Origin of the sequence: Nitrospira japonica, from assembly GCF_900169565.1 — a bacterium.
Lineage (GTDB): Bacteria > Nitrospirota > Nitrospiria > Nitrospirales > Nitrospiraceae > Nitrospira_C > Nitrospira_C japonica_A.
Genome location: NZ_LT828648.1, coordinates 3744457 through 3762459, shown reverse-complemented (window position 1 = coordinate 3762459; position 18003 = coordinate 3744457). Strand labels below are relative to the sequence as shown.

Genomic DNA, 18003 nt, shown 5'->3' with positions numbered 1-18003 from the left:
CCGCAGCAAGCAAAGAGACCACGAGGTATAGAGCATCATGCAACCAAGCATCGACGTACAAGGGTTCCGGCTTTCGCCCCAGCAAAAACGGCTGTGGACGCTTCAACAGACGTTCGGCGCCGCCTATGCCCAAGGGACATTGGTGATCGACGGCGCCTTGGACGGGACGCGGTTGAAACGGTCGGTGGAGTCGGCGGTGGCGAGACACGAGGCCTTCCGGACGCTGTTTTGCCGGGAGCCTGGCGTGAAAGTGCCGCTGCAGGTGATTGCCGAGGACGGCAACCCGGCCTGGGACGTCGTCGACGTCGAGGCGGTTGGTCCCGCGGCGCAGGTTGTGAAACGTGATGAAATCTTGGAGGAGCACCGGCGCCGGCCGATCGATTGGGACCGTGGGCCGCTTTTCCGGTGCACGTTGTGCCGGTTGTCGAACCGGAGTCATTGGCTCCTGATCAGTCTTCCGGCCCTATGCGCCGACATTCGCACCCTTCACAATCTGGCCGGCGAGATCGCCGCCGGTTACGGCAGGGATGTTGTGACCGAATCGGGCGAGGAGCCGGTGCAGTACGCGCAGTTCGCCGAATGGCAGAACGAATTATTGGCGGACGAGGAAGCGGCCCAGGGCCGCCGCTTCTGGCGGGAACTGTTGGCCGATCCCGCTACCGTCACGCTGCCGTTCGAGCATGCGGCGCGAGGCGTGGAAACCACTTCCGGCTGGCCGGCCAAGACGCTCGCCTGGGAACTGGATGCGGACGCGGCCGCATCGTTGCTGACTCTTTCCGAACGGCGCGAGACGCCCGTTGAGGCGCTCATCTTGGCGGCCTGGCAGGTGGTGCTCTGGCGGGTCGGCGGCCGGCGCACCTTTCTCATGGGGCTGCTCGGCGACGGGAGGAAATACGACGAGCTGGAGTCCGGGATGGGACTCTTTGCCAAGTGGATGCCGCTGCGATGCCGGATCGATCCGGATCGCCCGTTTCAGAATCTGATCGACTCGGCCGTGTCCGACCGGAACCGCGCGCGCGAGTGGCAGGAATATTTGACGTGGGAGAGCGAAACCGATGCCGCCGGAGCCGCAACGTCGGAGCTGGCAGGCTTTGAGTTCGATAGCGGAGGACCGCTCGCGCATATCGGAGACGTGTTGTTCTCGTTTGATCCAGCGGGCGTCCGGTTCGAGCCGCTCAAGCTCAACCTGATCTGTACGACGCGAGGCCGATCGATCCGCCTGTGCCTGCAGGCTGATCCCGGATCGGTTCACTCGGCGGCGCTTCCGGTTCTCGCAGAGGCCGTAACGGCAGTACTCACCGGTGCGGCGGCGCAGCCGGAGACCGCCGTCGGGCTGCTGCCCGTAATGGGCGACTCCCAACGGCGTCGATTGCTGCAGGGAGGCCGCGGGGCCGCGCATCCGCTCTCGGCAGCCCGGCCCCTCCACAGTGTGTTCGAACGTCAAGCGGCGGCGCGTCCCGATGCCGTCGCCGTCGTCTGCGGAGACTGTCGTCTGACTTATGCGGAATTGAACACCAAGGCCAATCAGATCGCGCATGGGTTGAACCGGATGGGTGTCGGGCGCGGCGCGCTCGTGGGCCTGTGCGTCGAGCGCTCGGTCGAAATGGTCGCGGGATTATTGGGGGTGCTGAAGGCCGGCGCCGCCTATGTGCCGCTCGATCCGGAGAATTCTCCGGCGCGCCTGACGTTCGAGATCTCGCAGGCCGGCATTGCCGTCGTGCTGACGCAGGAGCAATGGCTGCCGCGGTTGCCGGCCTCAGGGATACGGGCTCACTGTCTGGATTTCCACGAGTGGACCTTCACGCAAGAAGCGACGGGTAATCCGGATCGGCCGGTTCATCCCATGGAATTGGCCTATGTGATCTATACCTCCGGATCGACCGGTGTTCCGAAAGGCGTGGCCGCGACGCACCTTGGAGTTTCGAACTACACGGATTTCATCTGCCGCGCGTTGAACGCGGAGGCGAATCTGAACTATGCGACCGTCTCGACGCTCGGAGCCGACCTGGGCAACACCGTGATCTTCGCCTCGCTGGCGTCCGGCGGCTGTCTGCATGTGATCGGATATGACACGGCCACCGACGGACTGAAGTTCGGGGACTATTGCGCGGCGCATCCCATCGACGTCCTCAAGATCGTGCCGGCCCATCTCCAGGCATTGCTCGCCACGGCGGACGGTTCCGAGGTGCTGCCCCGTCGTCTGCTCGTTCTCGGCGGCGATGTCCTGCCGCACGCGCTCGCCGATCATGTGGCGGCGGCCGGTCGTTGCCGCCTGCTGAATCACTATGGACCGACGGAGACGACGATCGGCTGCCTGACTTTTTCCGTCGAGCAACAGGACAAAGACGCGAGGCTCTCCGCGACCGTGCCGATCGGCCGTCCGATCGACAACGCCGAAGCCTACATCCTAAACGAGCGGCTCGATCCGGTGCCGGTCGGTGTTCCGGGAGATCTCTACCTCGGCGGAGCGGGGCTGGCGCGCGGGTATCTCGGACGGCCCGATCTCACGGCCCAACGGTTCGTGCCTCATCCGCTGGCGTCGGAGCCGGGAGGGCGGCTCTATAAGACGGGGGATGTCGCGCGTCTTCTGCCGGACGGTGCCGTTGAGTTTCTCGGCCGCGCGGATTTCCAGATCAAGCTCCGGGGGTACCGCATCGAATTGGGAGAAATCGAAGCCTGTCTCACCGAGCATCCAGGCATTCGGCAGGCGGTCGTGACGGCGCGCCAGAGCGGGGCGGGCGAGAAGTACCTGGCCGCCTACGTCGTGCCGGGGGATACCAGCGGCGAACCATCCGGTTGGCGAGAATTCTTAAAGGAACGGTTACCGGACTACATGATTCCCTCGGCGATGGTCTGCCTGCCGGCGCTGCCGTTGAATCAGAACGGAAAGGTCGATCGGACGCTCCTGCCGGATCCCGAAGAATATCTGGCCTCGAGCCGGCGGTACGTGGCGCCGCGCAATCCGACGGAAGAGATGCTGGCCGGCATCTGGGGGTCCATTCTGAAGCGGGAGCAGATCGGGATTTACGACAATTTCTTCGATCTCGGCGGACATTCGTTGCTCGCGACGCAGGTGATGGCGCGGGTCCGGTCGGTCTTTCACGTGGACCTGCCGCTGCGGACCCTGTTCGAGGCGACCACGGTGGCCCAGTTGGGGGAGGCGGTGGAATCCGCCGGGCTTCAGGCCGGAGATGCGGACGTGCCGCCGGTGTCGCGGGCGGCGCGCAACGGGGCGATTCCGTTGTCGTTCGCGCAGCAGCGCCTGTGGGTCTTGACCCAGCTGGACCCGGACGGCGCGTCCTACAATCTTCCGATCGCGCTGCGGTTGTCCGGTATTCTCGATCCGGCGGCACTGGAGCGGAGTATCAATGAGTTGGTCCGCCGCCATGAAATCCTGCGGACCACGGTGTCTCTTTCGGAAGGGCAGCCGGTTCAACTCGTGGCGCCGGCGCAGACGATTCCCCTTCCGGTCGTCTCGCTCGATCACTTGCCCGGTTCGGAGCGCGAGGCGGCGGTGTTGCGGCTCGCCACGTCCGAAGCGCAGCGCCCGTTCGAACTGGCCTACGGGCCGATGCTGCGTGTCACGTTGCTCACGCTCGACGCGGAGGAGCACGTGCTGCTCCTGACGATGCACCACATCGTGTCCGACGCGTGGTCCTCGCATATTTTGGTGCGGGAAATGACCGAACTGTACGTGGCCCAGCTTCAAGGCAGACCGGCGTCGCTGCCCGAATTGCCGGTTCAATACGCAGACTTTGCCGTATGGCAGCGCCAGTGGCTGTCCGGCGCGCGTCTCCAGCGCGAGCTGAATTACTGGAAGGATCGGCTGGCGGGCGGCCTCGAGCCGCTGAACCTGCCGATGGACCGCCCGCGCCCTCCGGTTCAGACCTCGCGCGGCGCCTCGCTGACGATACCCGTGTCGCCGGAATTGTCCGCGGCGGTATCCGAACTCGGACGGCGCGAGGGCGTGACCCTGTTCATGACCCTGCTGGCCGGTTTTTACGCGTTGCTGTACCGGTACACGGGCCGGGCCGACCTCATCGTCGGGTCGCCCATCGCCAACAGAACGCGCAGCGAGATCGAAGGGCTCATCGGTTTCTTCGTGAACACGTTGGCGCTGCGGGTGGACCTGTCGGGAAGCCAGACGGTCCGCCAGCTCTTGGCGCTCGTCCGAGAAATCTGTCTCGGTGCCTACACTCACCAGGACGTCCCGTTCGAAAAGCTGGTCGAGGTATTGCAGCCGGTTCGCGACGTCAGCTATTCGCCCATCTTCCAGGTCATGTTCGAATTGCAGAACGCGCCCACGTCTGAGCTGGCCGTGCCCGGTCTGCGCATCGCCGCGGTCGATGCGGAGCCGTTGACGGCCAAGTTCGATCTGACGCTGACCCTGTGTGAAACCGAGGGCGGACTCACGGCCTCGATGGAATACAACACCGATTTGTTCTCCGCCGACAGCGTGGAACGCATGCTCAGGCACTACGAGCTGATCCTGCGGGACATGGTGGCCAGGCCCGATGCCGCGCTCGAAGAACTGCGCCTGTTGACCGGTGAAGAAGAGCGCCGCCTGTTGACCGAATGGAATGCCGGCCCGCCGCTTCGCGTGCCCGGCCGGTCCTTCTCTCAATTGTTCGAGGATCAGGCGTCGGCGACCCCCGATGCCACGGCGGCATCGTGTTGGGAACGGCGCGTGACGTACCGCGAACTGAGCCGGCAGGCCGACCGGGTCGCCCATGCATTGCGAGTTGCAGGAGCGGGACCGGAAACGGTCGTGGCGCTTCTGGGCGATCGAGGCGTGGACTTTCTCGCGATGCTGCTGGGAATTCTCAAAGTTGGCGCCGTATATCTGCCGCTGGATGCGGCGCACCCCGATCTTCGTCTGGCGCACATGCTTTCCGAGAGCCGAGCCGCCGTGCTGTTGACCACGGACAGTCATCGCCGGCGAGTGAAGCCGGTGTTGGACATGTTGGCGGAGGGGACGAGGCCGGCCGTGCTCACGATGGAATGGATCCAGGGATCGGCGACCGCGGATCCCGGTCCGAGCGTACCGAGGCATGCGGCGGAGGCCGCCTACGCGATCTATACCTCCGGATCCACCGGCTCGCCCAAAGGCGCCGTGGTCGAGCATCGCGGGATGCTCAATCACCTCTGGGGGAAAGTCTCGACCCTGCCGTTGACGGCCGGCGACGTGGTTGCCCAAACCGCGTCCCAATGCTTCGACATCTCCGTCTGGCAATTCCTGGCTCCGCTCTTGTGCGGCGCACAGGTCTGCATCGTGTCCGATGAAATCGCCCACGATCCGGAGCGGCTGTTGCGCCACGTCGAACGCGCGGGAATCACGATTCTCGAAACCGTGCCGGCGCTTCTGCAGGGCATGCTCGATGCGGCGGATTCGGCGGCCGCCCAACGGCCGGGTCTCGAACGTCTGCGGATGGTTCTGCCGACGGGAGAGGCGCTGCCCGGGCCGCTGTGCCGAAGATGGCTGGCCCGCCATCCGTTGATTCCGCTGGTCAATGCCTATGGTCCGGCGGAATGTGCGGACGACGTCACCTTGCACCGCATCACCGAGAGTCCGGACGAACAGGTCGTCTCGATGCCGGTCGGCAGACCCGTGCCCAATCTTGAAGTGTACGTCTTGTCGCCCTCCCTCTCACCGGTGCCGGTCGGTGTTGCGGGGGAGTTGTGCGTGGCTGGAGCCGGCGTCGGCCGGGGGTATCTGCGGAATCCGGCCAAGACGGCCGGCGTGTTCGTGCCGCATCCCTTCTCCGACGAACCGGGCTCGCGCCTGTATCGGACCGGCGACATGGCCCGCTATCTGCCCGACGGTACCGTGCAGTTCCTCGGCCGGATCGATCATCAGGTGAAGGTGAGAGGGTTCAGGATTGAGCCGGGAGAAATCGAGTCGCAGCTGATGGAGCATCCGGACATCCACGAGACCGCGGTCGTGGCCAAGGCGGATGCCAGGGGAGACAAACGGCTCGTTGCCTATGCCGCGGGCCGTGCCACTCGCGATGGGCTCCGTGATTTCCTGCGCGAGCGGCTGCCCGAGTACATGATGCCGTCGGCGATCGTGATGCTGGACTCATTGCCCCGGAATGCCAACGGCAAAATCGATCGCCGTTCGTTGCCCGAGCCGGCCGGCCGGGATCCGCAGCAGACGTTCGTTTCACCCCGCACGGAGATGGAGGCGCAGCTTGCGGGCGAATGGTCGGAAGTCCTCGGCCTGGATCGCGTAGGCGTCCACGACAACTTTTTCGACCTGGGCGGCCACTCATTGACCGCGGTGCAGCTCGTTTCCCGCATCCAACGGCTGGTCGGAAAACCGATCGCACTGCTCGATCTTTTCCAGGCTCCGACGATCGCCGCCTTGGCGGAGCGGATCTCCGGTCAAGCCGAGGCCGCTTCTTCTCCGTTCGTGGTGCTTCAGGACGGGCGCGGGAGCGCGCCGCTGTTCTGCTTCGATCCGACCGGAACGCACGTCTCGGCCTATCAGTCGCTCGCCTATGCGTTGGAGGAAGACCGGCCCGTCTACGGATTGGCCTTGAGCTGGATCTTTTCCGAGCAGTGGAACGCATTGTCGATTGACGGTATCGCCGCACGCTTCACCGCCATCATCCTCGAACGGCAGCCGGTGGGGCCGTACCACCTGCTCGGATGGTCCAACGGCGGGGCCATTGCCCTGGCCGTGGCGCGGCTTCTCGAACAGCAGGGACGGCAGCCGGCCTTTCTCGGCATTCTCGATACGCAGCCCCAAATTGCGGCGGCATCCGGAGCTTCGATCGGGGAGGACCTCCTCCATTATATACAGGGAGACCGGAAGGAGATGTTTCTGGCCCTGCCTGCCGCCGAACGGCGGGCGCTCACGGACGCGCTGGAGCGGCTGGGCGAAGAGGATCGCGTGACGTATGCGATCCGATGGGCCCAAGACCGCCGTCTGCTGTCCCGCGAGGAGTCCGACGCCTCCGTGTCCGCTCTGAAGGTCGCCTATGCGTTGGATTGCGAGACCGTCCGCGTCTTGCGCGAGGCCGCGCGGCATCCTCTAAGGACGCCGATTCATGCCTGGTGGACCAGCGCCACGCTGAGCAAGCGGGGAGGGGCCCCCGTCGATTGGACCGGCTGCACCAGCGGGCCGGTGGAAACCAAAACGATCGTGGGCGAGCACATGGACGCGGTCCAGAGCATTCAGGTTCATCAACAGATCAGCGAGATTCTGACGCGCCACGCGGAGGTTCGGCAGGAACACTAAAGGCCGATCAGGCGTGCCAGGCGGATGGAGATCACGAGCGCGTCAGGGTGTCCGAAAGGAGCCGCATGCAGTTCAATCCCGGTAGCGACGAGAAGTTCCAGATCGTGCTCAACACCTATCGAGTGTTCGGATTCTGGGAAACTCTCAAGGAGGTCATTCTGTACGTCTTGAGTCGGAAGCCGGCCGATGATTTCGATCGGAAATACGGAGTCGTGACCTCCGGGGAAGCCGAATCGTCGGAGGCTGGCATTACGGACGAGACGGCCAGGAGTCTGGCAGTCGCCTATGTTCCGTCGAGGGAGATCGTCATTCGGCACATTTTGCACAACACGACGAAGGGACTCGATCTCAAGGAGTATTCCTTCATTGACCTGGGATGCGGGAAAGGCCGCGCCTTGATCGTCGCCGCCCAATTGCCGTTCAAGGAAGTGATCGGCGTCGAGTTGTCACCGTTGCACAGCGAGGTGGCCACGGCGAACATCGAGCGGTATCTTTCCAATCCGAACTGCGCCGCCGCCTGTCGGAACGTGCGGGTCAATTGCGCCAATGCACTCGATTTCGAATTCCCCGTGAACGATCTGCTCATTTACATGTACCGCCCGTTCATCGGGCCGGTCTTCCGGGGCGTCGCGGACAATCTTCGCCGGTTCCAAGAAACGACCGGGCGCCGGGTACTGATCGCCTATTCGTGCCCGGTCGAGGAACTGATGCTCGGACAGTATTCGGGATTCGTCAAACGGACGGAGTATCAAGTCATCTCTATGGACTATTCATGGAGTTTGTGGGAGTGCCGCAGAGAAGAGGAGCCGGCACTCTCGCTGAGCCGGGCTAACTAAATCCGCCTGTATGGGATCGGGCTGCGCACCTCGCGCATGCAGCATCGGAGACTGGTCGGGGCCGAGACGCCGTTCCAGCTTCCGCAGAACCGGCTCGATCGTTGCATTTGGCAAAAGAAAAGGCTCACAATGGCGCCATGATTCGCCTGGGCAGCGCCGCGAATCGTGGGGTAGACCGGCGGAGATGAGTGTGAAGGGATTATCGATTCTCCTCGTAGTGGCCGCTGTGGCGGTCGTCTTGGTCGTGCGTGCATGGGACCGTTCCACCGACGAATCGGCGGTCGCTCGGGAAACCTCGAGCAAGTCGATGCTGGTCGAAGTGGTCCAAGCGAAGGTCGGGGCGATCAACGAGTCGATTCAGGCCGTCGGAACGTTGCAGGCGATCGCGTCGATCACGATCCGCCCGGAGATTCCCGGCATCGTCCGCCGGATCCATTTTTCTGACGGGCAGTTGGTCGATCGTATGGCGCCGCTGGTGGAACTGGACCAGGACGAATTGCAGGCGCAGGCCAACCAGGCCGTCGCCCAGGAGCGTCTCGCCCAGTTGACGTATGAACGGCTCAAGCGGCTCTCGGTGCAACAGACCACCATCGTGCCGGCGCAGCAGGTGGACGAAGCGAGGATGGCCCTGCAGGCTGCGGCTGCCAACAGCCTGTTGTTCGGTACGCGCTTGAAGAAGAGTGTGATCAAAGCCCCGTTTGCCGGCACGGTAGGGCTGCGCCGCGTGTCGGTCGGAGATTATGTGCAGCCCGGACAAGATCTCGTCAATCTCGAAGATTTGCAGACGCTGCACGTGGACTTCAAAGTGCCGGAGGTGTGGCTGAGCCGGCTGTCCGGCAACCAGGCGGTCGGCGTGATGACCGATGCGTTTCCGGGGGTGACCTTCCAGGGGAAAGTGACGGCCATCGATCCGCGGGTCGATTCGGTGAACCGCACGATCTCGGTGAGGGCGGTCGTGCCGAATCAGGACGGCCGGCTTCGCCCGGGATTGTTCGCCACGGTCAACGTCATGCTCGGCCAGGATGCCCGCGCCGTGCTCATTCCGGAGGAGGCCGTATTCGTGCAGCGCGACCGGTCGATGGTCTACCGTATACAAGACGGGACGGCCCGCCTGGCCGAACTGGTGACCGGCGCGCATGAGCGCGGAATGGTCCAGGTGAAAGAAGGACTCTCCGCCGGGGATCAGATCGTCCGCACCGGCACCCACAAACTTCAGGACGGCATGGCCGTCGTGGCCAGGTGACGATCCGGAAACGGCCAGAACGCCGGCGGTCCTGACGGCCTTCCCGCCATACAAGTCCACATGCGTCTTTCAACACTCTCCATTCACCGGCCTGTCTTTGCAGTCGTCATGACGCTCCTGCTGGTGCTCTTCGGCATCTTGAGCTATCTCCGCCTCGACGTCCGTGAATATCCGGACATCAAGCCGCCGGTCGTGTCGGTTCGAACAGTCTATCCCGGCGCCGGGGCGTCCATCATCGAGACGAACGTGACGACCACCCTTGAAGACGTGCTCAGCGGCGTCCAGGGACTGCGGTCCATTACGTCCAACAGCCGGGAAGAAGTCTCGACGGTCACGCTGGAATTCGATATTGACCGCAACCTCGACTCGGCCACGAACGACGTGCGAGATCGCATCAGTTCGGTCAGATCCCTGCTTCCGTTGGGGATTCAAGAGCCCATCGTGAGCAAGGCGGCGTCGGACGGCACCGAAGTGGTATGGCTGGCGGTCGCGAGCGACCGCCATTCCGAGCTCGAGATTACGGACATCGCGGATCGTTTTATCAAACCCAGGCTGGTCATCATCCCCGGCGTCTCCAGCGTGTTCATGGACGGGGAACGACGTTACGCCATGCGCATCTGGTTGGACCCGGGGATGCTGGCGGCGCGACGGCTGACGGTTCAGGACGTGGAAGAAGCGTTGCGCGCCCAGAACGCCTCGATTCCTTCCGGCCGCATCGAAAGCGACCGCATGGAGTTCGGTGTGTCGTTGAAGGGCACGCTGCAGACCGAGAGCCAGTTCGGGGATTTGATCGTAGCCTACCGGGACGGCTATCCCGTCCGGATCCGCGATGTGGCCCGCGTGGAGCTGTCCGCGGAAGACACGCGCAAGCTGAGCCGGATCAACGGCGTGCCCTGCGTCGGCGTGGCCGTCATGAAACAGTCAAAATCCAACGCCCTCGCGGTTGCACGGGCGGTGAAGGAACGGGTGCCCGAGATCGCGGCGTCCCTGCCCGACGGCATCGCGCTGACGGTGGCATGGGACAGCACGGTCTCCATCGAGCATTCCCTGCATGAGGTGTACGTTGCGCTGGGCATTTCGCTGGTGCTGGTTACGCTGGTGATCTTCGGTTTTCTGGGCAACGCGCGAGCGACATTGGTGCCGGCGGTGGCTATTCCGGCCTCCATCATCGGCACGTTCACGGTGATGGCCCTCACCGGCTGTTCCCTGAACGTACTGACCCTGCTGGCGCTGGTCCTGGCGGTCGGTTTGGTGGTCGACGACGCGATCATCGTGCTCGAGAACATCCACCGGCGCATGGCGGAAGGCATGCCGGGTATCCAGGCGGCGGTGGAGGGAACCAAGGAGATTTCGTTCGCCGTGATCGCGACGACGATTTCCTTGGTGACGGTGTTCATTCCGATCGCATTTCTCACCGGGATCGTGGGACGCCTGTTTGCCGAGTTGGCCATCGCCGTGGCCTCCGCCGTGCTGTTGTCGGGGTTCATCGCGCTCACCTTGACGCCCATGATGACCGGCCGGCTGATTCGGGCGACAGCCGAGTCGCCCCGGCTGACGTTCGGCGAGCGGGTTTGGGGACGGGTGATGGGCGCTTACCGGCAGGGACTTGTCCGGGCCATGGGCATGCATGTCGCGATTCTGGTGATCGGCGTGGGAGCGAGTCTCGCAAGTTTGTTGATCATGGTGCGTCTTCCGTCCGAATTGGCGCCGATGGAGGACGTGGGGTGGTTTGCGGGACACCTCTCGGCTCCGCAAGGGGCGACCATCCGCTATACGGATACCTACGCGGAGCAATTGGAGGCCATGATCAAGAGAATCCCGGAGGTGGACACGACCTATACCGTCGTGGGCCGAGGGGACCGGCCGACCATCGTCAATCGCGCCGGAGTCTGGGTCACCCTGAAGGATTGGAGGGACCGATCCCGCTCGCAACAGGAGATCGTGTCCGAATTGAACGTGCTGATGCCGCAGCTGGCCGGCGTGAAGGCGTTTTTGATGAATCCGCCTCCCATCAGCGAGGGATCCGAAAAGGCTTCCTTTCAGTTTGTCATCGGCGGCGTGGACTTTCAGGAATTGGAGCGGACGGCGAAGATGTTCTTGGGCAAGCTCTCGGAGCATCCGGGTTTCGTTGCGCCGGAGATTGATCTCATGCTGGACAAGCCCCATCTGACCGTCGAAGCGCATCGCGCAAAGGCGGCGGACCTCGGCGTGTCGGTGTCCGTGATCGGCCGCACGCTCGAAACGCTGCTCAGCGGGCGCGCCGTGAGCACATTTTCGAGAAACGGGCGGCAATACAACGTGATCGTCAAGGTGGACGACCGCCACCGGGAAAAACCGTCCGACATCAGCGACCTCTACGTGCGCGGCAACGGTGAGGAGTTCGTGCAATTGAGCAATGTGGTCAGCGTCAAGGAGGAGTCGGCTCCCGAATCGCTCAATCACGTGGACCGCATGCGGGCCGTGATGCTCAGCGCCGGACTCGCCGCAGGCTTTACCATGGGCGATGCCTTGACCTACATCGAGCGGGAAGCGAAGAGTTTGGTCAACGCCGGTATGCGCGTGACCTATGCGGGGGAGGCCAAGGAATATGCGGAGAGCAACCGCAACATGTACTTCACGTTCGGACTCGCACTGGCCGTCATCTATCTGGTGCTGTCGGCCCAGTTCGAAAGCTTCCGCGATCCCGTGACCATCCTGCTGGCCGTGCCGCCCGCGGTGACCGGTGGTTTGATCGCGCTCTGGTTGACCAAGGGCACGCTCGGCATCTACAGCCAGATCGGCCTGGTCATCCTGATCGGCCTGGTGAGCAAGAACGCCATTCTGATCGTCGAGTTTGCCAATCAGCTGCGCGAGCGGGGAATGAACCGCACGGACGCCGTGATCGAAGCGGCGACGTTGCGCTTGCGCCCCATTCTCATGACGACCAGCGCGACGATCCTGGGCGCGCTGCCGCTGGCCCTGGCGACGGGCGCCGGGGCGGCCAGCCGCCGGCAAATCGGGGTCGTATTGATCGGCGGACTCCTGGTATCCACGATCGTCACGCTGTTCCTGGTTCCGGCCGGCTATGCCATCGTGTCCAGCAGGAAGAAATCCTGGAGCGGCGAGCAAACGGATCGGCGGGACGCGGCGGGCGCTAGTCTTTTACCGTCACGGTCATCGTGACCGCCTCGAGCGGATTGTCGAATTCATCGCGCGGGAGGGCGGCGATCTTGTCGATCACGTCCAATCCTCGAAACACCTCCCCAAAAACACTGTAGCGGCGGTCGAGGCCGCTGTTGTCGTCCAGGCAGATGAAGAACTGCGATCCGTTGTCGTTGAAGTCCCGGGTGCTGCTGCCGTCGCGCGGCGTCTTCGCCATGGAGACGGCGCCACGCTTGTGCGGCCTGTCGCTCAGTTCGGGGTTCAGCCAGTAGCCGGGCCCTCCGGATCCATGGCTGCGTCGGTCGGCTGTCTTGCTCAACGGATCGCCGCCCTGAATGACGAAGCCCGGCACGATCCGGTGAAACGTGGTCCCGTCGAAGAATCCCATTTTCGCCAGGTTCATGAAGTTTTCGACGTGCCGAGGGGCGGCGTCGGGGTAAAAGCGGATCTTGATCTCGCCGAACTTGGTCGTGATCGTGGCTCGGGGATCGATCTTTTTGAATTCCATCGTCACGCGCCGAATGTAACAAGCCGGTCTTGCCGGAGGCAAGCCCGGTTTGTACTGGTGAATGCGCAATATTTCACGTGACATGGCCATGGAGTCGGACCAACGCGTCGCGAACTCCACATACATCATTCAACATTGAACATGTCTCAGTCCGTCCCCGGGCTTGATCCTGAGCCACAACGCGGCGCCGGTGAAGGCGACGAAGCCGGCTGCGGCGAGGGAGATCGGCCACCCCCAATGCCCGGCGATCCAGGGTGTGAGGACCGGCGAGATGGCTCCGCCGACGTTCGCGCCGGTATTCATGAGGCCGGACAGGGTACCGGCGTGGGCTTTTGACAGGTCGGTCGTGGACGCCCAATAGGCGCCGACCGTGAAGTAGAGACAACCGGCGCCGACGGAGAGGCTTGCGATCGCGATCAACGGAGAAACGGCAAAGGCGCCGGCGATGATGGCGCAGCCGGCCGCCGCCATGCCGCCGATTCCCGCGATCCCCCGCCCGGCCGTCACACCATAGCGGGCGGCTAAACGGTCGGTGACCCACCCTCCGGCCGGACAGCCGATCAGCATGGCCAGAAATGGCGCGGCGCCGTGGAGACCGCCGCGCAGCACGTCGAACCCCCGCACGTTCACGAGATAGAGGTAGAACCATGACAGATAGAGGTAGGCCACGTACCCCAGGCAGGTGTAGCTGAGCACCAGCCACCATACCGTCGGCGTTCGAGCCAATCGACGCCAGGGCACGGCATCGTCCGACTGAGGCTGCGGGTGAAGCGGCTGTTCCGCCGGCCCGTTCGTCGACAAGTTTTTCACCCACGGATGCTCGTCCGGATCGTTACGGGCCAGCGTCCACCAGATCAACGCCATGGCCAGGCCGACGGCTGCGGAGAGATAGAAGACAATGTGCCAGCCCCAGTTGACCATCACCCAGGCGGCGATGGGGGGCGTAACGGCCGAGCCCAAGCCGATGCCGCCGATGGCGATGCCGATTCCGATGCCGCGCGCGTCGGCTGGCATCCAATTGGCGACGGCCCGATTGAAGCAGGGCAGGGCCACGGCCTCACCGACGCCGAGTAGGAACCGCACGATGATGAGCGCGCCGAGAATGCCGGCGACGTCGGCCAGGACCGAGGTGGCCGCCAAGGCGGTGAAGGCCGAGCAAACCGACCACCAGAGCAGCGCGCCCGTGAGCACTGCTCTCGCGCCCCACCGGTCCGCCAACCATCCACCCGGAATTTGAAAGAGCGCATAGCCGGCCACGAAGGCGGAGAACACCCAGCCCATCTCCTGATCGGTCAACCCGAACGCGGGCATCATGTGGCGGGCCGCGACCGAGATGTTCACGCGATCGATGTAGGTCACCACACTGGTCAGAAACAGGAGTCCGAGAATGAGCCAGCGGATCGGTGTCGATGTGATGGAGTGTCTGGTCACGTGGGCGGTCCGTCCGTCGGGGTGGGGCGGGCGGATTATACCGGCCCCGCAGTGGCCGCACCAGAAGATTTCTCGTGGAGACCGCGAAAAATCTCAAATCCGACGCGGACTTGGTGGATTTCTTGGCCGGCGTCCGGTAAGATGATTCCAACCTCGCATAAGTCGTGCGCAGGCTGCCGCGACGCGAGCGGAGACGCATCTAGCCGACAAATCCCTGCCGGATTTCTGGAGAAACTGAGTGTCGCGCACACGCGTGGTGGTCGCCTTCATTGTTCTGGTCGTCGTGGGCGGCATCACGTTCCTGCTTCTGTCCCCCTACCTGACGGGCGACGATTATCTCAAAGACTTCTTCCTGCGGCAGCTCGAGCAGAACCTCGGGCGGAAGATCGACGTGCATCGTGTCAAGTTCACCGTCTTTCCCAAGATCCGGCTGGAACTTTCGCAAGTCGTCATCCACGAACGCAATTCCGATCAGGTCTTTCTGTCGGCCAAGAAGCTCGATCTCGTCCTGCGGCTGGTGCCGCTGCTCCGCAAACAGATCGTGGGCAAGCGGCTGACGATCGAAGAGCCGACGCTGACGCTCCGGCGGGACGCCGCCGGTCACTGGAACGTGCTCGATCGTACCAACCCCATTCCCACGAGCGACGACGAAGCGCTCCAACTCATGACCCGTATGTTCCGTATCAAGGAGGCCACGGTGATCGACGGAACGATCATCGTGATCGACGAGGCCAGACCGGACGGCGTCCGCACGGTGAAGCTGGAATCCGTCGAAGCCGCGCTGGTCATCCACCTGGAACGCAATCAGGCGGACGTGCACATCTCGGCCGACCACACTCATGATCAGCAACGGTCGTCGCTGTCGATGGCGGGCGCCATCAGAAGAGCCGATCAGCAGACGATCGAGATGAGCGAAACCACCAGGCCGCCGCTTCTCTTCCAATTCGAGGGGATGGTGGAGGCGGCGGGACTGAGCCTGCGCGAGCTGGCGGACTTTTTCGGACCTCGCCCGGTCCCTCCGAACGTGCAGGGCATGGTCACCGTGCGAAGCGGCATCCGATTGATTCCCGGCGTGGCGGGCTATGACGTGGTCATGTCGGACCTGACGGCGAATCTGGATCCGCTCGCCGCGACTGGCCGGGCGAGTCTGTCCGGCCTCTTGACGACGCAGCCGACCTTCTCTCTTACCTTTTCGGCGGTACCGGTGCAGCTGAGCGATCTGCTGAAACGCATTCCCCCTGAATGGTTTCACCCCCAGTTGCCCGCCCTGATCGAAGACCGGCGGATCAACGGCAAGGTGGAGGTCGCTTCGGCGACCGTGACCGGCTCGTACGGAGAAGGCCCGCAGTTGTCCGTGACCGGAGAGTTCCGCATCCGTGAAGGGGAGGCGCTCATCGGCGACAGCCATGTCCCTTCCAAGGACCTCTCGGCGGTCGTCTTCGTCGAGGCGGGCCGAATTCGGGTGACGAACCTGGCGGGCCAGTACGGCGCAATCCGCATGGTGGACAGCAAGGGGTTGGTGTCGTTCCTGGAATCGGGGCCCTGGATGGAAATGGAGATTGTGGGCACGATGGCGGCATCGGATCTGCTGCAGTTCCTCTCGAAGACCGTGAATTCTGAACAATTGTCGAAGACGTTGGGAGAGGCTCGGGACGTGGAAGGGACGGCCAAGCCCACGTTCCGGCTGGTCGGACCGTTGACGCAGTCGGGCGGCGTCACGTTCGCGGGCGGAGAGATCACCGCGCAGCAGGTCAGTCTCAGCCACCCGGCGCTCCCGGAGCGGATGACGGCCATTCACGGGCGATTCGTCATGGCCGAAGGGGAGACGCAGTTCGATCAAGTCAGCGGCCATCTGGGCGACCTGACGGTGCAGGTCCAGGGCGGGATCACGGGCGGCAGCACGAGCTCGTTCCGCGACCTGCTCGTGCGGGTGACCGGGGATTCCCTGCACATGACGCAGCTGTTGCCGGTCAAGCAGATTCCCAAGGGAATGGTCGAAGGCCTGGCCAGCGTCGGTGTGGCGCTCAGGGGGCTGACGACGGCGCCCGAAATGCGGGGCGAGATCGTACTCACGGACTCAAAGGTCACCTGGCCTGACGTCCTGGAAAAACCGGTCGGCGCGGCCGCCACCATCAATTTCGAAGGGCACGTCGAGAAGAAAGGCGGCCTGACGCTGACGCAAATCGAAGCGGACGTGCCGCCGTTGCGCCTGCCGGTGAAGGGCAAGATCCGTCTCGGCGAGCGCGTGTCGGTCGAGGCGTCGATGGCGACCGGAACCGTGTCCCTTTCCCGGGTGCCCGAGTGGATCACCAAGGGCGGATTTGAGGCGGGCAACGTCGAAGTATCGCTCGACGTGAAGGGCAAGGACGCCGACTGGCGGACGTGGAAAACCAACGGATGGCTGGCTCTCAGCAACGGCCTCGTCAACGTGCGCGGCGCGGACGGTCCCATTCAGGATTTGTACGTGCGGCTGCAGTTCAATCGCGATGCGGCGGAACTCAAGCGCCTGTCATTCCGGCTCATGGACAGCGACGTGGCGATGGAAGCGATGATCCGGAATTGGGCGACGAAGCCGGCCATTTCCGGGAAGATCGAATCCAACCAGATGGATTTGGATCTGCTGATCCCCAAAGGCGAACGCTCGCCCATGCGGGAATTTCTGGAAACCCTCGGGGCGACGAGTCGGGTCGCCATGACGGCCGCCATCACTCGCGGGCACTACAAGCATCTCAAGTTCGGCGGGCTCTCGGCCCGGATCACGATCCAGGACGGCGTCCTCGACGTCGACCGGATCGCCGGCCAGTCGACCGACGGAGAAATCGCCGGCCGCATCGCCGTGCAACTGCCCCGGCACGAACCGGCGGAAGCGGAAATTTCCGTGCGGGCCACCGGCGTGCCGGTCAGCGACATCCTCAAGCTCGCGGGAAAACACGAGGGCGGGGTGACCGGACAAATGCGCATCACGGGGACCATCCGCGGGCACGGCAGAAACCCCCATGGCGTCTATCCCACGCTCAACGGCAAAGCCGACATCCTGATCGAGAACGGCCACATCTTCAAGTCCAAGGAACGGGTGACCTGGAAGATCATCAGCATTCTGAATCTGCCGGCCGTTCTTCAGGGCAAAGTGGATCTGGAAAAGGAAGGGCTGCCGTACAACAAAATCACCGCGACGGTGACCGTGCGCAACGGCTTGTTCGAAACGGAAAACATGATCATCGACAGCCCGATCGTGAAGATCACCGCGGCCGGCAATTACGATCTGCCGACCGACCAGGGCGATATGGTCTGGGCCGTGAGCCCCTTCGGTTCCTACTCGCAGTTCCTCAAGACCATTCCCTTGTTCGGGCGCTTGTTCGCCGGCGACCGCAAAGGAGTGGCGACCGCGATGTTTTCCGTCAAGGGCAGCATCGAGGATCCCGAGGTGACCTACATGCCGATGAAGTCCTTCGCCACCGGGCTGACCGGCTTGGGCCAACTCGCCGTGGACGTGTTGAAAAACACGGTCATGCTGCCGATCGATCTCATGACGCCGGACGAGGACAAGGCATCGCCCAAGGACGTGCCGGCGCCGTCGCCTTGACCGGTTTCGGACCCCATG

General features: G+C 63.7%; 7 protein-coding genes. 5 read left to right on the top strand and 2 right to left on the bottom strand.

Going from position 1 to position 18003, the window contains the following annotated elements; translation table 11 throughout:
• Positions 1-37 precede the first annotated feature (37 nt).
• The 4 genes from NSJP_RS17815 to NSJP_RS17800 all read left to right on the top strand — a co-directional run bounded on the left by NSJP_RS17815 (position 38) and on the right by NSJP_RS17800 (position 12484).
• A complete protein-coding gene (locus NSJP_RS17815) occupies positions 38-7243 on the top strand; it encodes a non-ribosomal peptide synthetase (RefSeq protein ID WP_080888219.1) in 7206 nt (2401 codons plus the stop codon).
• Between the two features lie 65 nt (positions 7244-7308).
• On the top strand, positions 7309-8079 hold the full coding sequence (locus NSJP_RS17810; RefSeq protein WP_080888218.1) for a class I SAM-dependent methyltransferase: 771 nt from the start codon (positions 7309-7311) through the stop codon (positions 8077-8079).
• 190 nt (positions 8080-8269) lie between these two features.
• Entirely contained in the window at positions 8270-9322 is a 1053-nt protein-coding gene (locus NSJP_RS17805) for an efflux RND transporter periplasmic adaptor subunit (protein ID WP_172834442.1), read from the top strand.
• A 60-nt stretch (positions 9323-9382) separates the two neighbouring features.
• Positions 9383-12484 carry an efflux RND transporter permease subunit gene (locus NSJP_RS17800; protein ID WP_080888216.1) on the top strand — a complete coding sequence of 1034 codons (3102 nt, stop codon included), beginning with the start codon at positions 9383-9385 and terminating at the stop codon, positions 12482-12484.
• Here the strand turns inward: NSJP_RS17800 and NSJP_RS17795 are convergent.
• Both NSJP_RS17795 and NSJP_RS17790 read right to left on the bottom strand, forming a co-directional pair.
• Positions 12456-13061, bottom strand: coding sequence for a peptidylprolyl isomerase (locus NSJP_RS17795; RefSeq protein ID WP_231989428.1), 606 nt, complete (start codon positions 13059-13061; stop codon positions 12456-12458). The genes NSJP_RS17800 and NSJP_RS17795 overlap by 29 nt on opposite strands.
• Positions 13062-13100: 39 nt before the next feature.
• On the bottom strand, positions 13101-14402 hold the full coding sequence (locus tag NSJP_RS17790) for an MFS transporter (RefSeq protein WP_172834441.1): 1302 nt from the start codon (positions 14400-14402) through the stop codon (positions 13101-13103).
• A gap of 238 nt (positions 14403-14640) precedes the next feature.
• Here NSJP_RS17790 and NSJP_RS17785 point away from each other — a divergent pair, with 238 nt between their 5' ends.
• Complete coding sequence (locus NSJP_RS17785) at positions 14641-17985, top strand: DUF3971 domain-containing protein (RefSeq protein ID WP_080888214.1); 3345 nt, start codon at positions 14641-14643, stop codon at positions 17983-17985.
• Positions 17986-18003: the final 18 nt, after the last annotated feature.

What these genes read in the sequence shown, in the direction of transcription:
- NSJP_RS17815 (WP_080888219.1), top strand. Translation starts at nt 38, where the DNA reads ATGCAACCAAGCATCGACGTACAAGGGTTCCGGCTTTCGCCCCAGCAA.
- NSJP_RS17810 (WP_080888218.1), top strand. Translation starts at nt 7,309, where the DNA reads ATGCAGTTCAATCCCGGTAGCGACGAGAAGTTCCAGATCGTGCTCAAC.
- NSJP_RS17800 (WP_080888216.1), top strand. Translation starts at nt 9,383, where the DNA reads ATGCGTCTTTCAACACTCTCCATTCACCGGCCTGTCTTTGCAGTCGTC.
- NSJP_RS17795 (WP_231989428.1), bottom strand. Translation starts at nt 13,061, where the DNA reads ATGGCCATGTCACGTGAAATATTGCGCATTCACCAGTACAAACCGGGC.